The 16,170-nt window shown below is 71.8% G+C and carries 13 protein-coding genes; 8 read left to right on the top strand and 5 right to left on the bottom strand.

Going from position 1 to position 16,170, the window contains the following annotated elements; translation table 11 throughout:
* Positions 1-7: 7 nt before the first annotated feature.
* Positions 8-5,425: a YDG domain-containing protein gene (locus VO99_RS17660; RefSeq protein ID WP_198156974.1), complete on the top strand. Its 5,418-nt coding sequence runs from the start codon at positions 8-10 to the stop codon at positions 5,423-5,425.
* Between the two features lie 49 nt (positions 5,426-5,474).
* Here the strand turns inward: VO99_RS17660 and VO99_RS17655 are convergent, their stop codons facing one another.
* Entirely contained in the window at positions 5,475-6,059 is a 585-nt protein-coding gene (locus VO99_RS17655; protein WP_232315402.1) for an OmpA family protein, read from the bottom strand.
* Positions 6,060-6,130: 71 nt separating this feature from the next.
* Positions 6,131-6,739, bottom strand: a complete 609-nt coding sequence (locus VO99_RS17650; RefSeq protein ID WP_052736419.1) for a GNAT family N-acetyltransferase — start codon at positions 6,737-6,739, stop codon at positions 6,131-6,133.
* Positions 6,740-6,938: 199 nt separating this feature from the next.
* Between VO99_RS17650 and VO99_RS17645 the strand changes: the two genes are divergently transcribed.
* The 7 genes from VO99_RS17645 to VO99_RS17615 all read left to right on the top strand — a co-directional run bounded on the left by VO99_RS17645 (position 6,939) and on the right by VO99_RS17615 (position 10,617).
* Positions 6,939-7,262 (top strand): DUF4148 domain-containing protein, encoded by a 324-nt coding sequence (locus VO99_RS17645; RefSeq protein ID WP_046114203.1) that lies wholly within the window; start codon positions 6,939-6,941, stop codon positions 7,260-7,262.
* Between the two features lie 141 nt (positions 7,263-7,403).
* Positions 7,404-7,745, top strand: a complete 342-nt coding sequence (locus VO99_RS17640) for a DUF4148 domain-containing protein (RefSeq protein ID WP_046114202.1) — start codon at positions 7,404-7,406, stop codon at positions 7,743-7,745.
* 33 nt (positions 7,746-7,778) lie between these two features.
* Positions 7,779-8,114: a DUF4148 domain-containing protein gene (locus tag VO99_RS17635; RefSeq protein ID WP_046114201.1), complete on the top strand. Its 336-nt coding sequence runs from the start codon at positions 7,779-7,781 to the stop codon at positions 8,112-8,114.
* Positions 8,115-8,215: 101 nt separating this feature from the next.
* Positions 8,216-8,464, top strand: a complete 249-nt coding sequence (locus VO99_RS17630; protein ID WP_046114200.1) for a hypothetical protein — start codon at positions 8,216-8,218, stop codon at positions 8,462-8,464.
* A gap of 18 nt (positions 8,465-8,482) precedes the next feature.
* Positions 8,483-9,430 (top strand): rhodanese-like domain-containing protein, encoded by a 948-nt coding sequence (locus VO99_RS17625; protein ID WP_046114199.1) that lies wholly within the window; start codon positions 8,483-8,485, stop codon positions 9,428-9,430.
* A 55-nt stretch (positions 9,431-9,485) separates the two neighbouring features.
* Positions 9,486-10,256, top strand: coding sequence for a ParA family protein (locus VO99_RS17620; protein WP_046114198.1), 771 nt, complete (start codon positions 9,486-9,488; stop codon positions 10,254-10,256).
* A 7-nt stretch (positions 10,257-10,263) separates the two neighbouring features.
* Positions 10,264-10,617, top strand: coding sequence for an antibiotic biosynthesis monooxygenase family protein (locus tag VO99_RS17615; RefSeq protein ID WP_046114253.1), 354 nt, complete (start codon positions 10,264-10,266; stop codon positions 10,615-10,617).
* Positions 10,618-10,629: 12 nt separating this feature from the next.
* Here the strand turns inward: VO99_RS17615 and VO99_RS17610 are convergent, their stop codons facing one another.
* Genes VO99_RS17610 through VO99_RS17600 form a run of 3 tightly spaced genes read right to left on the bottom strand, consistent with a single transcriptional unit; the run spans position 10,630 to position 16,158 of the window.
* On the bottom strand, positions 10,630-11,448 hold the full coding sequence (locus tag VO99_RS17610; RefSeq protein ID WP_046114197.1) for a M90 family metallopeptidase: 819 nt from the start codon (positions 11,446-11,448) through the stop codon (positions 10,630-10,632).
* Positions 11,449-11,467: 19 nt separating this feature from the next.
* Positions 11,468-12,880, bottom strand: a complete 1,413-nt coding sequence (locus VO99_RS17605; protein ID WP_046114252.1) for an efflux transporter outer membrane subunit — start codon at positions 12,878-12,880, stop codon at positions 11,468-11,470.
* 23 nt (positions 12,881-12,903) lie between these two features.
* Positions 12,904-16,158: an efflux RND transporter permease subunit gene (locus tag VO99_RS17600; RefSeq protein ID WP_046114196.1), complete on the bottom strand. Its 3,255-nt coding sequence runs from the start codon at positions 16,156-16,158 to the stop codon at positions 12,904-12,906.
* Positions 16,159-16,170 lie beyond the last annotated feature (12 nt).

Here is a 16,170-nt window from a genome sequence, read left to right as displayed (position 1 = left end):
ACACACCATGGCCCGCCTCCCGCTCCCATCCGTCCGCGGCTCCGCATTGCGCGCCCGCCCGCATCCGCTGGCCATGGCGCTGGCCCTGAGCCTGGCCGGCCCGTCCGCACTGCAGGCGCAGGCCCTGCCCAGCGGCCTGCAGGTGGTGCACGGCCAGGCCGCGGCCACCACCGCCGGCCAGCAGATGACGGTGCGCAACAGCCCCAATGCCATCCTGAACTGGCGCAGCTTCTCCATCGGGGCGCAGCAGTCGGTGCATTTCGACCAGGCCAGCGCCGCCAGCCAGGTGCTCAACCGCGTCACCGGCGCCGATCCCTCGGCCATCCTGGGCAGCCTCACCAGCAACGGCAAGGTGTGGCTGCTGAATCCGCACGGCGTGCTGTTCGGTGCCGGCGCGCGGGTGGACGTGGCGGGGCTGGTGGTGTCCACGCTGAACCTGGGCGACGCCGACTTCCTGGCCGGCCGCTACCGCTTCGGCGCGGCCGACACGCTGGCCGGCGAAGGCCGCATCGTCAACCAGGGCGCGCTGCGCACCGCCTCCGGCGGGCGGGTGGCGCTGCTGGCGTCGGCCGCGGGCGTGGCCAACGAAGGCCTGATCGAAGCGCCCGGCGGACAGGTGATGCTGGCCGCCGGGCAGGAGATCGAGCTGGTGGACACGCAGGCGCCCCATCTGGCGCTGCGCGTGGCCGCACCGGCCGGCGAGGCCCTGAACCTGGGCCAGGTGATCGCGCCGGCCGGCCGCATCGACGTGCAGGCCGCCATCGTCAACCAGCAGGGCGTGATGCGGGCCGATGCCCTGGCGGCCGGCCCCGGTGGCGAGCTGGTGCTGCAGGCCAGCCAGCAGCTGCAGCTGGGCGCCGGCAGCCACAGCAGTGCCAGCGGCGGCAGCGGCGGCCGCATCACGCTGGATGCGGGCGCGCAAGGCACGGCGCTGGTGGCCGGCACCGCGGCCGTCATCGGCAGCGCGGGCGGCGGCGGCCAGCTGCGGCTGCTGGGCCGCCACGTGGCGGTGCTGGACGGCGGCGTGCTGGAGGCCTCCGGCCACGCCGGCGGCGGCGAGCTGCTGGTGGGCGGCGGCGCCCAGGGCCGCGATCCCGGCGTGCCGCATGCGCAGGCGGCCTTCATCGCCCCCGGCGCGCTGCTGGCGGCCGACGCCACCGGTGCGGGCGATGGCGGACGCATCGTCGTGTGGTCCGATCTGGCCACCCGCGCCTATGGCCGCTTCAGCGCCACCGGCGGGCCGCTGCGTGGCCATGGCGGCCTGGTGGAAACCTCGGGTGGCTGGCTGGATGCGCGGCCGGCGGCGGTCACGGTGCAGGCGCCGCGCGGGCGCGCCGGCACCTGGCTGCTGGACCCGAACGACATCGAGATCGCGGACAACGTCAGCGACACGCAGATCGTCGGCAACCCCGACTTCACCAGCACCGATGACGCGGCGCAGATCTCCACCCTGACCATCCGCACCGCGCTGGAGGCGGGCAACAACGTCAGCATCACCACCGGCACCGGCGGCAGCAACAGCGAGGAGGGCAGCATCCGCATGATCGGCGCCACCATCGCGCCGGCGCTGAACTCGCCGGTGTCGCTCACGCTGAATGCGCACCGCAACATCCAGCTGTCGGGCTCCACCATCAGCGCGACCGGCGCGCCGCTGGACATCACGTTCAACGCGGCCAAGGACGGCGGCGCCGGCTCCATCGTGGTCGGCAGCAGCACCCTCAACACCAACAACGGCAACCTGCTGCTGGGCGGCAACGGCGTGGCCACCGGGCCGCAGGGCAACGCGCCGTTTGCCGGCGCGGTGGGCGTGGACTCGGACTTCGCCTACGGCGTGGACGTGTTCGGCAGCACGCTCACCGCCGGCAGCGGCAGCATCACGCTGCGCGGCGCCTCGGCGGTGGCCAGCAGCACCACCGGCGGCGTGCTGCTGGACGGCAGCAACCTGTCGGCCCGCAACATCACGGTGCAGGGCTGGGTCGACGGCGGCAACTTCCGCCAGGGCGTGTTCATCGATGGCGGCAGCCTGGTGGCCACGCAGTCGCTCAGCATCCAGGGCCAGGCGCTGGGCGCCACCGATCCCACCGGCACCGATCCCCAGCGCGCCAGCCTGGTGGCCGGCGTGGGCATCGTGGGCGCGCAGGTGAGCGTGCAGCCGCCCGCGCCCGATGCCAGCGCGTCGCTCAGCATCGTCGGCACGGCCACGCTGCAGGGCGCGGCGTCCTCCAGCACGCCCGTGGTGGCACAGGGCGTGTATGCGCAGGCCGAGAACGGCAGCGGCAGCATCAGCGCCGGCAACCAGGCCAGCCTGCTGGTGCAGGGCACGCTGGATTCGGCCGACGGAGGCTACTCGCTGCTGCTGGCCTCCGACGGCTATGGCGGCGCCATCGTGTCGGCCGGCGGCGCGGCCTCGCTCAGCCTGCAGGCACTGGGCAGCGGCGAGCACCGGCTGGGCATCGTCGGCGCGCAGGTAGCCGTGCCCAACGGCGGCACCGCCAGCATCACCTCCACCGGCGGCATCGACATGCTGGATGCCGATGGCGGCTTCTTCAACTCGGCTTCCATCAACGGCGCGCCCACCAGCCTGCTGATGCAGGCGCAGCGCGACATCACCCTGGCGGGCGGCAGCGCCGTCAACTTCAGCGGCCAGGCCACGGCCGTCACGCTGGAATCGCTGGCGGGCGACATCACGCTGGCGGACGCCAGCTTCGTCTCCACCGACAGCACGGTGCGCCTGCTGGCCGCGGGCGTGACGCTGGCCGACAGCACCAGCGTGAGCGCGGGCGCGGCGGGCGATGCCATCGTCATCGCCGGCAGCGGCGGGCGCAATGCCGACCGCTTCAGCCATGGCGCGGCCAGCCCGGCGCTGCAGGCCACCAACGGCCGCTGGCTTGTCTATGCAAGCAACCCGTCCGCCGGCTTCGATGCCGGCAATCTGGCGCACGACTTCCGCCAGTACGACGCGGTGTTCGGCGATGCGCCCACGGTGCTGGGCAGCGGCAACGGGCTGCTGTTCTCGGTGGCGCCGGTCGTCACCCTCAGCGGCAGCATCAGCAAGGTGTACGACGGCTCGGCCTCGGTCCTGCTGGCGCCGGGCGCGGTGCTGCTGGGCAGCGGCGCGCTGGCGGGCGACCAGCTGCAGGTGGGCTCGGGCACCGCCCTGTACAGCGATGCCCGTGCGGGCACCGGCAAGGCCATCACCGCCGACAGCGCGCTGATCAGCGCCACCGACGCCGCGGGCAAGCCGGTGTACGGCTACCGCAGCGCCGGCCTGACCGGCAGCATCACGCCGCGCACCCTGAGCGTGTCGGGCGTGACCGCGGCCGACAAGGTGTACGACGGCCTGACCACCACCACTGCCACGGCCGGCGGTCTGGTGGGCCTGGTGGAGGGCGAGGCGCTCGACCTCACGCTGGATGCCCGCTTCGCCGATGCCAATGCCGGCACCGGCAAGCCGGTGACGGTGAGCCTGGGGCTGGCCGACGGCGCCGGTGGCCGCGCCAGCGACTACCAGCTGGCCAGCAGCAGCGCCAGCACCACCGCCCGCATCACGCCGCGGCCGCTCACGCTCAACGTGCTGGCCGACGGCAAGCTGTACGACGGCACCGACGTGGCCAACGTCAGCCTGGCCGGCGTGTCCGGGCTGGTGGAGGGCGAGCAGCTGGCCTTGACCACCAGCGGTCGCTTCAGCGACGCCAATGCCGGCGCAGGCAAGACGGTGCTGGTGAGCGTTTCGGCCGCCGATGGCAGCAGTGGCCGGGTGGCCAACTACAGCGTGCCGGGCTCGCTCACCACCACCGCCGAGATCGGCCTGCGCACCCTGACCTACCTGGCCGACCCGGTGACCGCGGCCGCCGGCAGCGTGCTGCCGGCCTTCACCGGCCAGGTCAGCGGCTTCATCGAAGGCGAGAACGTGGGCAATGCCACCAGCGGCACGCTGCAGTTCAGCAGCCCGGCTGGCAGCACTTCGCCCGCCGGACGCTATGCCATCGAAGGCGGCGGCCTGTCCGCCCGTAACTACCGCTTCACCCAGGCCGAGGGCAATGCGCTCGCACTGACGCTGGTGGCACCGCCCGTGGTGCCTCCCGTGGTACCTCCGGCCGAACCGCCCGCCCCGCCGCCGCCCAGCGCGCCGCCGGTGGAAGCCACCACGCCGCTGCAGCAGGCGGCGCCGCAGGAGCTGGCGCGGGTGCTGGCCGTGGTGCTGCAGCAGCCGCCGGTGGTGCCCGTGCCGCTGCAGAACCGCGCGCTGGACGCCACGCAGGCGCTGGTGCCCGGCCCCGCCAGCACGCCGCGTTTCGGCACCGTGCCGGTGGGCGCGCTGTCCCAGGAGGCGCTGGCCACGCTGCTGGCCTCGCGCGACCGGCTGAAGCAGCAGATCTTCTCGGATGCGCTGGCCCAGCTCAGCCGCAATCCGCAGGCGGCGGACGTGAAGGCCTGCGAGACGCCGGAGCAGGCCGAAAGCGGCATCTGCATGATCACCGTGAAGCAGCGCGACGAGATCCGCGCCGCACGCGCCGCCCAGGCCGGAGCGCCGGCCGCAGTGCCCGAGGCGCCTGCGCCCGGACCTGCGCCTGCGCCGGCACCTGCCGCGCCGGCCCCGGTGGCTCCGCCCTCCCCGGTGCTGCAGGCGGCGGCGCCGGCCCTGCCCGCGCCGCTGTTCCCGGCCCGCGCCACGGTGCGCAACGCCGCGCTGCCGCAGATCCAGCGCAAGCTCGCCGTGCTCATCGGCACCGACCGCTATGCCGACGGCCGCATCCCGCAGCTGGACAACGCGGCCAGCGACGCACGTGCCGTGGGTGCGCTGATGCAGTCCGCGCTGGGCTACGAGACGCTCGTCATCGAGAACGCCAGCAAGGACACCGTGATGCGCACGCTGAACCGCCTGGCCACCGAGGCCGGGCCGGATGATTCCGTGGTCATCTACTACGCCGGCCATGGCGCGGTGGTGCCTGCCACCGGGGAAGGCTACTGGCAGCCGGCCGACGCCGACGCGACGCGGCCCGAGACCTGGATCAGCAATGCCGACATCGGCCGCGCAGTGGAGCGCCTGGGCGCCAGCCAGGTAGCCTTGATCTCGGACAGCTGCTACTCGGGCACCCTGGTGTCCGACGCCCGCATCCGCGCGGCCACCAGCGCGCTGGACCCGGCGCAGGTGCTGTCACGCCGCACGGCGGTGGTCATGTCCTCGGGCGGCAACGAGCCGGTGTTCGATGCCGGCAAGGAAGGCCACAGCACCTTTGCCTGGAACCTGATGCGCACGCTGCAGCAGGTGCCCACCTGGCAGCCCGGCGGCAACGTGTTCGAGCGCGTGCGCTTCGCGGTCGCCCGCGAGCTGCCCCAGCGCCCGCAATACGGGGCCTTCTCCTCCAGCAGCCACACCGCCGGCGGCGACTACCTGTTCGAGAAGCGCGAACTCGGGCGCTGAACGGCGCTCGGCGGGTGGGCCCGTGCATGCACGGGACCGGGTGCTGCATCTACCGGTTGGTGACGATGGTCACCCGCCGGTTCTCCGGCGCCTCCGGCCGCGCGGCGTCCACCGGCTCGGTGGATCCCTTGCCCTGGGGCGCCAGCCGCTCGGGCAGCACGCCGCGCACGGTCACCAGGTAGTCGACCACCGCCTGCGCGCGCAGCTGCGACAGCTTCATGTTGCGGTCGGCCTGCCCGCGCGGGTCGGCATGGCCTTCCACCCGGAAGCCGAAACCGGCCAGCTTGTCCGATTGCAGCGCCTTGGCCACCGTGTCCAGTGCGGCCTTGCTCTCGGCCGTCAGCTCCGCCGAATCGGTGGGAAAGGTGATGAGCAGCGAGGCCTTGCCCGGCGCGGCCGGCTTGTTGCTGGGCGGACGCACCGCCGGGCGGAAGCCGCGCGTCTTGGCATCTGCCGGCGGCTCGGGCGCCTCGATGGCCAGCGCGTCCACCAGCGCCGATTCGGTCACGTCGGCCCCGCGCAGCATCGGCTCGGGCTGCGATGCGGCCTCGGCCGGCTGCGCCTGCGCCAGCGTGCCGGCACCGGCCAGGACCACGGCCATGAAGAAGCGCGAACGAAGAGCGTGGTGTGTCATGGGCTTCCCCTGCATTGCCTGCGGCCGAGTTTATGGCCGCGCCCGGGCCGCGCGAGGAGCCCGGCGCCTGGCTAGGCCTGCGCGTCGGGCGGCTGCCAGTCCGCATTCACCCGCTGCCACAGCAGGTGGTCGCGCCATTGGCCGTCGATCATCAGGTACTGCGGCGCCAGGCCGATCTGCGTGAAGCTCATGCGGCGGATGAGCGCCAGGCTGCGTTCGTTCTCGGGCCGGATCCCGGCTTCGATGCGATGCAGCCGGCCGCGCGGCGAGAACATCTCCTCGATGCCGCGTGCCAGCGCCTCGGCCATCACGCCGCGGCCTTCCAGGCTCTGGTCCACCGAGTAGCCCAGCGAGGCGCTTTGGAACGGACCACGCGCCACGTTGGAGAAATGCACGCTGCCCACCACGCGCTGCGGCGCATGCGGCTCCACCAGCCAGTAGCGGAAGCCGGTGCCCATGCCGAAGGCCACGGCCGCCATCTGCAGGCGCTCGGCCTGCACCGCCGCGCTGGCGAAGCCGGGCGGCGAGGGCGGGTCCCAGCGGCTGAAGTGGGCCGCGTTGCGGCGGTAGTAGTCGGCCACCGCGGCGGGCTCGACGAAGGCGGAGGCCACCAGTTCCACACGCTGGCCGGCCAGTCGCATGAAGGGGCCTTCGGGCTGGGAGGGAACGGGCAGGGACATGCAGGAATTGTGCGGCAGCCACCCGTCGCATGCGCCGTGATTGTTGACGGCAATGCAATGAGCCATTGGCGTGGCGGGCCTGTTTCCCGAGGGGGTGGCTGCCTACAGTTCATCCCATCGACAGGGCACTCCGACACACAACGCAAGCAGCGCCCGGCCGACGAAACCAGATCACTCCACTCTTGAAGGAATCGTCATCATGAACACCAAGTCCCTCATCGCCGCTTCGCTCGTCGCCCTGCTCGCCTCGGGTGCCGCCACCGCCCAGGTGTATGGCGACACCGGCGGCTACGACGTGCCGGAACTGAAGACCCAGGTCGCCCCCAAGACCCGCGCCCAGGTGCTGGCCGAACTGCAGCAGGCCCGTGCCAACGGCGAGCTGCGCACCGATGCCGACGGCTACGACTTCGCCCGCCGCCATGCCGCGCCCTCCACCCGCACCCGTGCGGAAGTGCAGGCCGAGGCCGTGAAGGCCCTGAAGTCGGGCGAGGCGCTGAGCCGCGGCGACCACATCCGCGGCTGAGCCGGCAGCGCAGCCAACTTGTCTAGGCAAGCCGGTGCGCCCACGGCCACTGTTGCAGCCCACGCAATGACGCATTGACGGCCAGGCGCTTTTTCCAGGCAGCCACCGTCCCTACAGTCTCTCTCCATAGGAGCACACATCATGACCACCAAGAACCGCATCGCCACCACCGTCGCCGCTTCGCTCATCGCCCTGCTGGCCTCCACCGCCGCCACCGCCCAGGTGTACGGCGACACCGGCGGCTACAACGTGCCCGAGCTGCAGGCCCCTTCCACCAAGACCCGCGCCCAGGTGAACGCCGAGCTGGCCCAGGCCCGCGCCAATGGCGAGCTGCGCATCACCGCCGAGGGCTACGGCCTGGGCGAGCGTGGCTTCGCGGCCCCCACCGCGTCCACCAAGACCCGTGCCGAAGTGCGCGCCGAAGTCATCAAGGCCATCCAGGCCGGCGAGCACCTGAGCCAGGGCAACTACAGCCGCGGCTGAGCACCTTACTCACGCAACGAACGAAAGCACATCATGAACAGCAAGACCATCTACGCCGCGGCCCTGGCCGCCGGCCTCACGCTGATGAGCGGCGCCACCTTCGCGCAGGCCCACCTGGGCGACACCTACGGCTACACCGTCACGCAGCAGGAATTCAAGTCCACCAAGACCCGCGCGCAAGTGCAGGCCGAGCTGCTCCAGGCCCGTGCCAACGGTGAACTGCGTACCGATGCCGACGGCTACGGCTACCTGGCCCAGCGCCCTGCGGCTTCCGAGCGCAGCCGTGCCGAAGTTCGCGCCGAAACCATCAATGCCATGAAGAGCGGTGCGCTGAGCCAAGGCCAGCAAGCGCTGTACTCACGCGGCTGACCCGCCTTGCGCCCCGCGCCTGACGACGGGCGGCCTGCAAGGGCCGCCCGTCGTCGTTCCAGGGCTGCCCGCAACCTTGTCTAGACAAGAGGAGCCACACCATGAAGACCGCATTCGTGTTCACCGTCGCCGCGCTGGGCTTTGCCGCCAGCGTGGCCTGGGCCGGCCCGGCGCCGGCGGTGGCACCGCGGCAGGCCGCCACGCCCGCGGCCACCGCACCGGCACAGGCACCCACGGCCATGCCTTCGGCCACGACCCCCTCCGCCACCCCCACCAGCACGCCGGGCACCGCGCCGCGCCAGGCGCCCAAGGTGCTGTGCGCCTGCATCGGCGGCGACCACTTCGCCTGATCGCGGCAAGAATGGGGCATGCAAGCCTTGATGTCCCTGCTGGCTGAACACGGCCTGCTGATCGTCTTCCTGGTCACCCTGGCCGCACGGGCCGGCGTGCCGGTGCCCGCCGCGCCGCTGCTGGTGGTCGCAGGCGGCCTGGCCGCGGGGCCGGCCGGTGGTGCCACGCCGCCATGGTGGTGGGCCCTGGGCCTGGCCATCGTGGCCAACGTGGCCGGCGACGCCGTGTGGTTCGCTGCCGGGCGCCGCTACGGCCACCGCGTCATGGGCCTGCTGTGCCGGCTCTCGCTGTCCCCCGATTCCTGCGTGCGCCAGAGCGAGACGATGATGACCCGCTGGGGCGGCAGCGCGCTGGTGGCGGCCAAGTTCGTGCCGGGCGTGTCGGTGGTGGCCGCGCCGATGGCCGGTGCGCTGGGCATGTCGGTGCCCCGCTTCGTGGCCTACGACGTCGTGGCCGGCGCCATCTGGTCGGGCCTGTTCCTGGGCCTGGGCGCCGCCTTCAGCCGGCAGGTGGATGCGGTGCTGGCGGCACTGGCCCAGGCCGGCATGGCGGCCGGCATGCTGCTGGTGGCGCTGGTGGCCGGCTTTGCCGGCTGGCGCTGGTGGCGCCGCCGGCGCTTCCTGCGGGCGCTGGCGATGCAGCGCATCAGCGTGACCGAGCTGCGCCAGCTGCTGCAGGCGGCCGACGCCGCGCCAGTGGTGATCGACGTGCGCTCGGGCACCGCAGGCCAGCTGGACCCGCGGCGCATTCCGGGCGCCCGCCCCGTGGCCCTGCCGGACATCCTGGCCCATGCGGCCGGCCTGCCGCGCGATGCGCACATCGTGCTGTATTGCAACTGCCCGAACGAGGCCTCTGCCGCGCTGGCCGCGCAGCGCCTGGCCCGTCAGGGCTTCACCCGTGTGCAGCCGCTGGCCGGCGGGCTGGAAGCCTGGGCCGCCGCGGGCCATCCGGTGAGCACGGGCTGAGCAGCTGCTGCATTGCACAATCGGCGCTCCGGATCGAGTCACCAGGGGAAGCCGCATGCGCCGTGTCGTGTTCAATCAGAAGGGTGGCGTGGGCAAGTCCACCATCACCTGCAACCTGGCCGCCATCGGCGCGCAACAGGGGCATCGCACGCTGGTGGTGGACCTGGACTCGCAGGGCAACACCACCCACTACCTGATGGGCCAGGCCGCGGCCGAAGGCCTGGGCGCCGGCGCCGCCGAGTTCTTCGAGCAGACGCTGAAGTTCAGCGTGCGGCCGCCGGCCACCACCGACTTCATCGTGGCCACGCCGTGGGAGAACCTGAGCCTGATGCCGGCCAGCATCCACCTGGACGAGCTGCACGGCAAGCTGGAGTCGCGCTACAAGATCTACAAGCTGCGGGATGCGCTGGCCGAGCTGGCCGACGAGTTCGACGACATCTGGATCGACACCCCGCCGGCACTGAACTTCTATACCCGCTCCGCCCTGATCGCGGCCGAGCGCTGCCTGATCCCCTTCGACTGCGACGACTTCTCCCGCCGCGCGCTCTACGGCCTGATGGAAACCGTGCAGGAGATCCGCGCCGACCACAACGATGGCCTGGAGGTCGAAGGCATCGTGGTCAACCAGTTCCAGCCGCGCGCCAGCCTGCCGCAGCGCACGGTGCAGGAGCTGATCGACGAAGGCCTGCCGGTGCTGCAGCCCTACCTGAGCGCCAGCGTGAAGATCAAGGAGTCGCACGAGCAGGCCAAGCCGATGGTGCACCTGGACGCGCGCCACAAGCTCACGCAGGAGTTCGTGGCGCTGCATGCTGCACTGGCGGCTTGAGCAGGCCATGTACACCTCCACCTTCACCTTCCTGCCCGGGCAGTACGACGACGCCTTCCATGCGCTGGACCAGGTGATCGCCGAGGTGGCGCGCTCGATTCCCGGCTACCTGGGCGAGGAGGCGTGGGAGAACCCGGCCACGGGGCTCGTCTGCAACGTGTACTACTGGGAGTCGATGGACGCGCTGCAGGCGCTGATGCGGCACCCTTCGCACGTTGAGGCCAAGCAGGCCCAGTCCCGCTGGCTCAACGGCTACCAGGTCGTGATCGCGCAGGTGGTCGGCAGCTATGGCGACGGACGCATCGCCCATCCGCTGGCGGGCCAGACCGTCGCGCCGTCGCGGGTGCCTCAGCGAGCCTGACCCCGCCCCGGCCTACCAGCCCGCCGGGTCCACCTGGTAGTAGCCGCGCAACTCGGCATACAGCGCCGGGTGTTCGGCGGCCAGCCGTTGTGGCTGCTCGAAGAACACCTCGGTGGCCACCGCGAAGAACTCCGCCGGCTCGGTGGCGCCGTAGGCATCGAAGAGCGTGGGCTCGCCGGCCGCCAGCTGCTGGCGCAAGCGCTCGAAGGCCGCGCCCAGCACCTGCGACCAGCGCTGGTAGTGCAAGCGCCCGGCCAGCGGCGGCGCACCGTTGGCGGCGCCCGTGATCTGGTCGAGCTGGTGCGCGAATTCATGGATCACCACGTTGTGGCCATCGTCCGGGTCGGCCGCGCCCATCAGCGCGTCGTGCCACGAGAGCAGCACCTGGCCCTGCGACCACGATTCGCCGGCCAGCACACGCCGGTCGTCGTGCTGCACGCCGCCGCCGGCCGGCCGCACCCGGTCCACCACGAAGGCGCCGGGGTACAGCAGCACCTGCCGCAGCTCGGTGAAGGCCGCCTGCGGCCGGTTGAGCAGCAGCAGGCTGGCCTGCGCGGCCACGGTCACGCGCATCTCGTCGGTGACCACCAGCCCGTCGCAGCCGATGAAAGGCACCTCGGCCAGGAAGACCTGGATGCGCTGCTTGAGCTGCAGCTGCAGGTACGCCGGCAGCCTGCGCACCAGCGGCACGCGCCGCCGCAGGATGCGCCGCCAGGCCGCCGGAAACGGCTGCGCACGCCAGCGCCTGCGGCGCTGTTCGCGCAGCCAGGGCTGGCCCAGGAACCAGCCCACCAGCAGCAGGCCCGCCAGGGCCAGGGCGATCATCTCCATCGGAGGGCCAGTGTGCGCGTCATCCGCCGGCCACGTCCCAGCCGCCGCCCAATGCTCGCACCAGGCCGACGGTGGCCTGGTACTGAGCGGCCCGCACCTGCAGCGCCTGCCGGCGGTTGCGCAGCTCGGTGCGCTGGGCGTCCAGCAGGTCGAGCTGGCTCACGTAACCATTGCGGTAACGTGAGGTGGACAGGCTCGTGGCCCGGGTGGCGGATGCCACCGCGCGCGACTGCGCCTCCGCCTGGTCGGCCAGCAGGCGCAGCGCGGCCAGTTGGTCCTCCACGTCGCGGAAGGCCACCAGCACCTGCTCGCGGTAGCCGGCCAGCGCGCCGTCCAGCTCGGCCCGGGCGCTGTCGACGCCGGCCTGTCGGCGGCCGCCATCGAACAGCGGCAGCGACAGCAACGCCCCCACGCCCCAGCTGCGCATCGACCACTTGAACAGGTCGCCGACGTCGGTGGACGCCTGGCCGGCACTGCCGGTGAGCGACACGCTCGGGAACCAGGCGGCCTGGGCCACGCCCACCCGCGCCTGCGCGGCCAGCATGCTGCGCTGGGCGGCGGCCACGTCGGGCCGGCGCTGCAGCACGGTGCTGGGCAGGCCCGGCGGCACCGTGGGCAGCGCGGCCGACCAGTCCTGCGGCGGCACGCTGAAGCTGGAGGCGGCCTCGCCCACCAGCACCGCCAGCGCATGCTCCAGCGTCGCGCGGCGCTGGTCGAGCGCCAGCGCTTCCGATTCGGTGGCGGCCACCTCGGTGCGCACGCGGGCCACGTCCAGCTCGGCGATGTCGCCGGCCTGCTGGCGGCGCTCGGTCAGGCGCAGCGTGTCGCGGTAGGCGTTGACGGTGTCGCGCACCAGCGCCCGCTCGGCGTCCAGCATGCGCAGCGCCAGGTAGGTCTGCGCCGTGTCGGCCTGCACCAGCAGGCGGGTGCTCTGCAACAGGGCCGCCCGGCTCTGCGCATCCAGCTCGGCCGCCTGGCTGGCCCGCGAGAGCCGGCCGAACAGGTCCAGCTCGTACTGCAGGTCGATGCCCACGCGGGCCAGGGTGTTGGCCGGGCCGTTGTTGTCCACACCCGCTTGCCTGGACAAGCCGGCCCCCACGCCCACCTGCGGCGCGCGGTTCGCGTCGGCCGAGCGCACCAGCGCCCGCGCCTGCTGCAGCCGTGCCGCAGCCTGCTGGATGCTGGTGTTCTGCTCGCCGGCACGTTCCACCCAGCGGTCGAGTTCGGCATCGCCGAAGCTCTTCCACCATTCGCCGCGCGGCTGGGCATCGGCCGGCGTGGCCTGGGCCCAGCGGCCATCGGTTTCCTTGAAGGCGGCCGGCGTGGCAGGCAGCAGGCGGTCTTCCACCGGCGGCAGCGCGGTGGCGCAGCCGGCCAGCACCAGCGCGGCCAGCAGCGGCGTGAGCCGCGTCCAACGGTTCAGGTTCTTCATCTTGTTCTCCTTGGCGGCGGGCATCAGGCGTCGTGCGGGTGGCGCGGCGCGGCCGGTGAGGGCTGCAGGCCGGCACCGCCCGTGGCGGGCGCCGCATGGGCACCGGCGAAGGCCTCCAGGTGCGGCACCTCGCCATGCAGCTTCAGCGGCCGGTTGCCGGTGAGCTGGCGCAGCAGCACGTAGAACACCGGCGTGAGGAAGAGGCCGAAGGCCGTGACGCCGATCATCCCGGCGAACACCGCGATGCCCATGGCGCTGCGCATCTCGGCGCCCGCGCCGGTGGACAGCACCAGCGGCAGCACACCCATCACGAAGGCCAGCGAGGTCATCAGGATGGGACGCAGGCGCAGGCGGCTGGCCTCGATGGCGGCCTGCAGCGGCGTGCGGCCGGCAAACTCCAGCTCGCGCGCGAATTCCACGATCAGGATCGCGTTCTTCGCGCTCAGCCCCACCAGCACCACCAGCCCGATCTGCGTGAACACGTTGCTGTCGCCATCGGACAGCCACACGCCCGTCATCGCCGCCAGCAGCCCCATCGGCACGATGAGGATGATGGCCAGCGGCAGCGTCAGGCTCTCGTACTGCGCGGCCAGCACCAGGAACACCAGCAGGATGGCCAGCGGGAACACGATGACCGCGGAGTTGCCGGCCAGGATCTCCTGGTACGTCAGCTCGGTCCATTCGAAGCCGATGCCGGGCGGCAGCGTCTCCTTGGCGATGCGCTCGATGGCCTCGCGCGCCTGGCCCGACGAATAACCCGGGGCCGGGCCACCGTTGATGTCGGCCGACAGGAAGCCGTTGTAGCGCATCGCGCGCTCGGGCCCGAAGCTGGGCTGCACGTTCATCAGCGCGGCCAGCGGCACCATCTCGCCGGTGGCCGAGCGCACCTTCAGCAGGCCGATGTCGTCGGCCCGTGCGCGGTGCTCGGCATCGGCCTGCACCCGCACCGAGTACGTGCGGCCGAACTTGTTGAAGTCGTTCACGTACAGGCTGCCGAGGTAGATCTGCATCGTGTCGAACACGTCGGTCACCGCCACGCCCAGCTGCCGCGCCTTGGTGCGGTCGATGTTGGCGTAGAGCTGCGGCACGTTCACCTGGTAGCTGCTGAACATGCCGGCCAGCTCGGGCGTCTGGTAGGCCTTGGCCATGAAGGCCTTGGTGGCCGCGTCCAGCGCCTCGTAGCCGAGCGAGGCGCGGTCCTCCAGCTGCAGCTTGAAGCCGCCCGTGGTGCCCAGCCCCTGCACCGGCGGCGGCGGGAACATGACGATGAACGCATCCTCGATCTGCGCGAACTGCTGGTTCAGCGCCCCGGCGATGGCGCCGGCGTTCAGGCTCTTGTCGGTGCGTTCCTCGAAAGGCTTCAGGCTGACGAACACCACGCCCGAGTTGGAGCTGTTGGTGAAGCCGTTGATCGACAGGCCCGGGAACGAGATGGCGTGCTCCACGCCCGGCTGCTTCAGCGTGATCTCGCCCATGCGGCGGATCACCTCGTCGGTGCGGTCCAGCGTGGCGCCGTCGGGCAGCTGGGCGAAGCCGATCAGGTATTGCTTGTCCTGCGCGGGCACGAAGCCGCTGGGCACCGACTTGAACAGGCCGAAGGTCAGCGCCACCAGGCCCAGGTACAGCGCCATCATCAGCGCCTTGCGGCCCAGCACGCGGGTGACGCCGCGGCTGTAGGCCTCGGAGCTGCGGCCGAAGGCCTTGTTGAAGCCGCGGAAGAACCAGCCGAAGGCCCGGTCCATGCCGCGGGTCAGCGCGTCCTTGGGCTCGTCATGGCCCTTGAGCAGCAGCGCGGCCAGCGCGGGCGAGAGCGTCAGCGAGTTGATGGCCGAGATCACCGTGGAGATGGCGATGGTCAGCGCGAACTGGCGGTAGAACTGGCCGGTCAGGCCGCTGATGAAGGCCAGCGGCACGAACACCGCCACCAGCACCAGCGCGATCGCGATGATGGGGCCGGACACCTCGCGCATCGCGCGGTAGGTGGCCTCGCGCGGGCTCAGGCCCGCCTCGATGTTGCGCTCGACGTTCTCCACCACCACGATGGCGTCGTCCACCACGATGCCGATGGCCAGCACCAGGCCGAACAGGCTCAGCGCATTGATCGAGAAGCCGAACAGGTGCATCACCGCGAAGGTGCCCACCACCGACACCGGCACCGCCAGCAGCGGAATGATGGAGGCGCGCCAGGTCTGCAGGAACACGATCACCACGATGACCACCAGCAGCACCGCCTCCAGCAGCGTGTGCACCACCGATTCGATGGACGCGCGCACGAACTGCGTGGTGTCGTAGACGATGCTGTATTCCACGCCCTCCGGCATGGCCTGCTGCGCCTCGGCCATGGTGGCGCGCACCTGGTCGGCGATGTCGATGGCGTTGGAGCCCGGCGAAGCCAGGATGGCGATGGCCACCGCCTCCTTGTTGTCGAGCAGCGAGCGCAGCGCATAGTCGGCCGCGCCCAGCTCCAGCCGCGCCACGTCGCGCAGGCGGGTCACGGCGCCGTCGGCACCGGTCTTGACGATGATGTCGCCGAACTGCTCCTCGCTTTCCAGCCGGCCCTGGGCATTCACCGAGAGCTGGAAATCCACGCCCGGCAGGCCCGGCGAAGCACCCACCACGCCGGCCGCGGCCTGCACGTTCTGCTGACGGATGGCGGCAGCCACGTCGCCGGCGGCCAGGCCGCGCTCGGCCACCTTGGCCGGGTCCAGCCACACGCGCATCGCGTAGTCGCCGCTGCCCCACAGCTGCACCTGGCCCACGCCCTTCAGGCGCGCCAGGCGGTCCTTCAGGTTGATGGCGGCGTAGTTGCGCAGGTAGGTGTTGTCATAGCGGCCGGTGGGCGACACCAAATGCACCACCAGCGTGAGGTCGGGCGAGCTCTTGATGGTGGTCACGCCCAGCCGACGCACTTCCTCGGGCAGCCGCGGCTCCGCCTGCGAGACGCGGTTCTGCACCAGCTGCTGCGCCTTGTCGGGGTCGACGCCCAGCGCGAAGGTGACGGTGAGCTGCATCACGCCGTCGGTGGTGGCCTGGCTGCTCATGTAGAGCATGCCTTCCACGCCGTTGATCGATTCCTCCAGCGGCGTGGCCACGGTCTCGGCGATCACCTTCGGATTGGCGCCGGGGTACTGCGCCCGCACCACCACCGAAGGCGGCACCACTTCCGGGTACTCGGACACCGGCAGCACCCGCAGCGCCAGCAGGCCGCCGATGAGCATCAGCACCGACAGCACGCCCGCGAAGATGGGCCGGTCGATGAAGAACTTGGACAGGTTCATGTCGCGCTCCCG

Origin of the sequence: Aquincola tertiaricarbonis, from assembly GCF_000969605.1 — a bacterium.
Classification (GTDB): Bacteria; Pseudomonadota; Gammaproteobacteria; order Burkholderiales; family Burkholderiaceae_C; genus Aquincola; species Aquincola tertiaricarbonis.
The sequence above is the reverse complement of the archived record's forward strand: the minus strand, read 5'-3'. Positions and strand labels throughout refer to the sequence as shown.

Bases quoted from the DNA above. Each gene is read 5' to 3' on its own strand.
- VO99_RS17660 (WP_198156974.1), top strand. From the start codon at position 8: ATGGCCCGCCTCCCGCTCCCATCCGTCCGCGGCTCCGCATTGCGCGCC.
- VO99_RS17655 (WP_232315402.1), bottom strand. From the start codon at position 6,059: ATGACACACCACGCTCTTCGTTCGCGCTTCTTCATGGCCGTGGTCCTG.
- VO99_RS17650 (WP_052736419.1), bottom strand. From the start codon at position 6,739: ATGTCCCTGCCCGTTCCCTCCCAGCCCGAAGGCCCCTTCATGCGACTG.
- VO99_RS17645 (WP_046114203.1), top strand. From the start codon at position 6,939: ATGAACACCAAGTCCCTCATCGCCGCTTCGCTCGTCGCCCTGCTCGCC.
- VO99_RS17640 (WP_046114202.1), top strand. From the start codon at position 7,404: ATGACCACCAAGAACCGCATCGCCACCACCGTCGCCGCTTCGCTCATC.
- VO99_RS17635 (WP_046114201.1), top strand. From the start codon at position 7,779: ATGAACAGCAAGACCATCTACGCCGCGGCCCTGGCCGCCGGCCTCACG.
- VO99_RS17630 (WP_046114200.1), top strand. From the start codon at position 8,216: ATGAAGACCGCATTCGTGTTCACCGTCGCCGCGCTGGGCTTTGCCGCC.
- VO99_RS17625 (WP_046114199.1), top strand. From the start codon at position 8,483: ATGCAAGCCTTGATGTCCCTGCTGGCTGAACACGGCCTGCTGATCGTC.
- VO99_RS17620 (WP_046114198.1), top strand. From the start codon at position 9,486: ATGCGCCGTGTCGTGTTCAATCAGAAGGGTGGCGTGGGCAAGTCCACC.
- VO99_RS17615 (WP_046114253.1), top strand. From the start codon at position 10,264: ATGTACACCTCCACCTTCACCTTCCTGCCCGGGCAGTACGACGACGCC.
- VO99_RS17610 (WP_046114197.1), bottom strand. From the start codon at position 11,448: ATGGAGATGATCGCCCTGGCCCTGGCGGGCCTGCTGCTGGTGGGCTGG.
- VO99_RS17605 (WP_046114252.1), bottom strand. From the start codon at position 12,880: ATGAAGAACCTGAACCGTTGGACGCGGCTCACGCCGCTGCTGGCCGCG.
- VO99_RS17600 (WP_046114196.1), bottom strand. From the start codon at position 16,158: ATGAACCTGTCCAAGTTCTTCATCGACCGGCCCATCTTCGCGGGCGTG.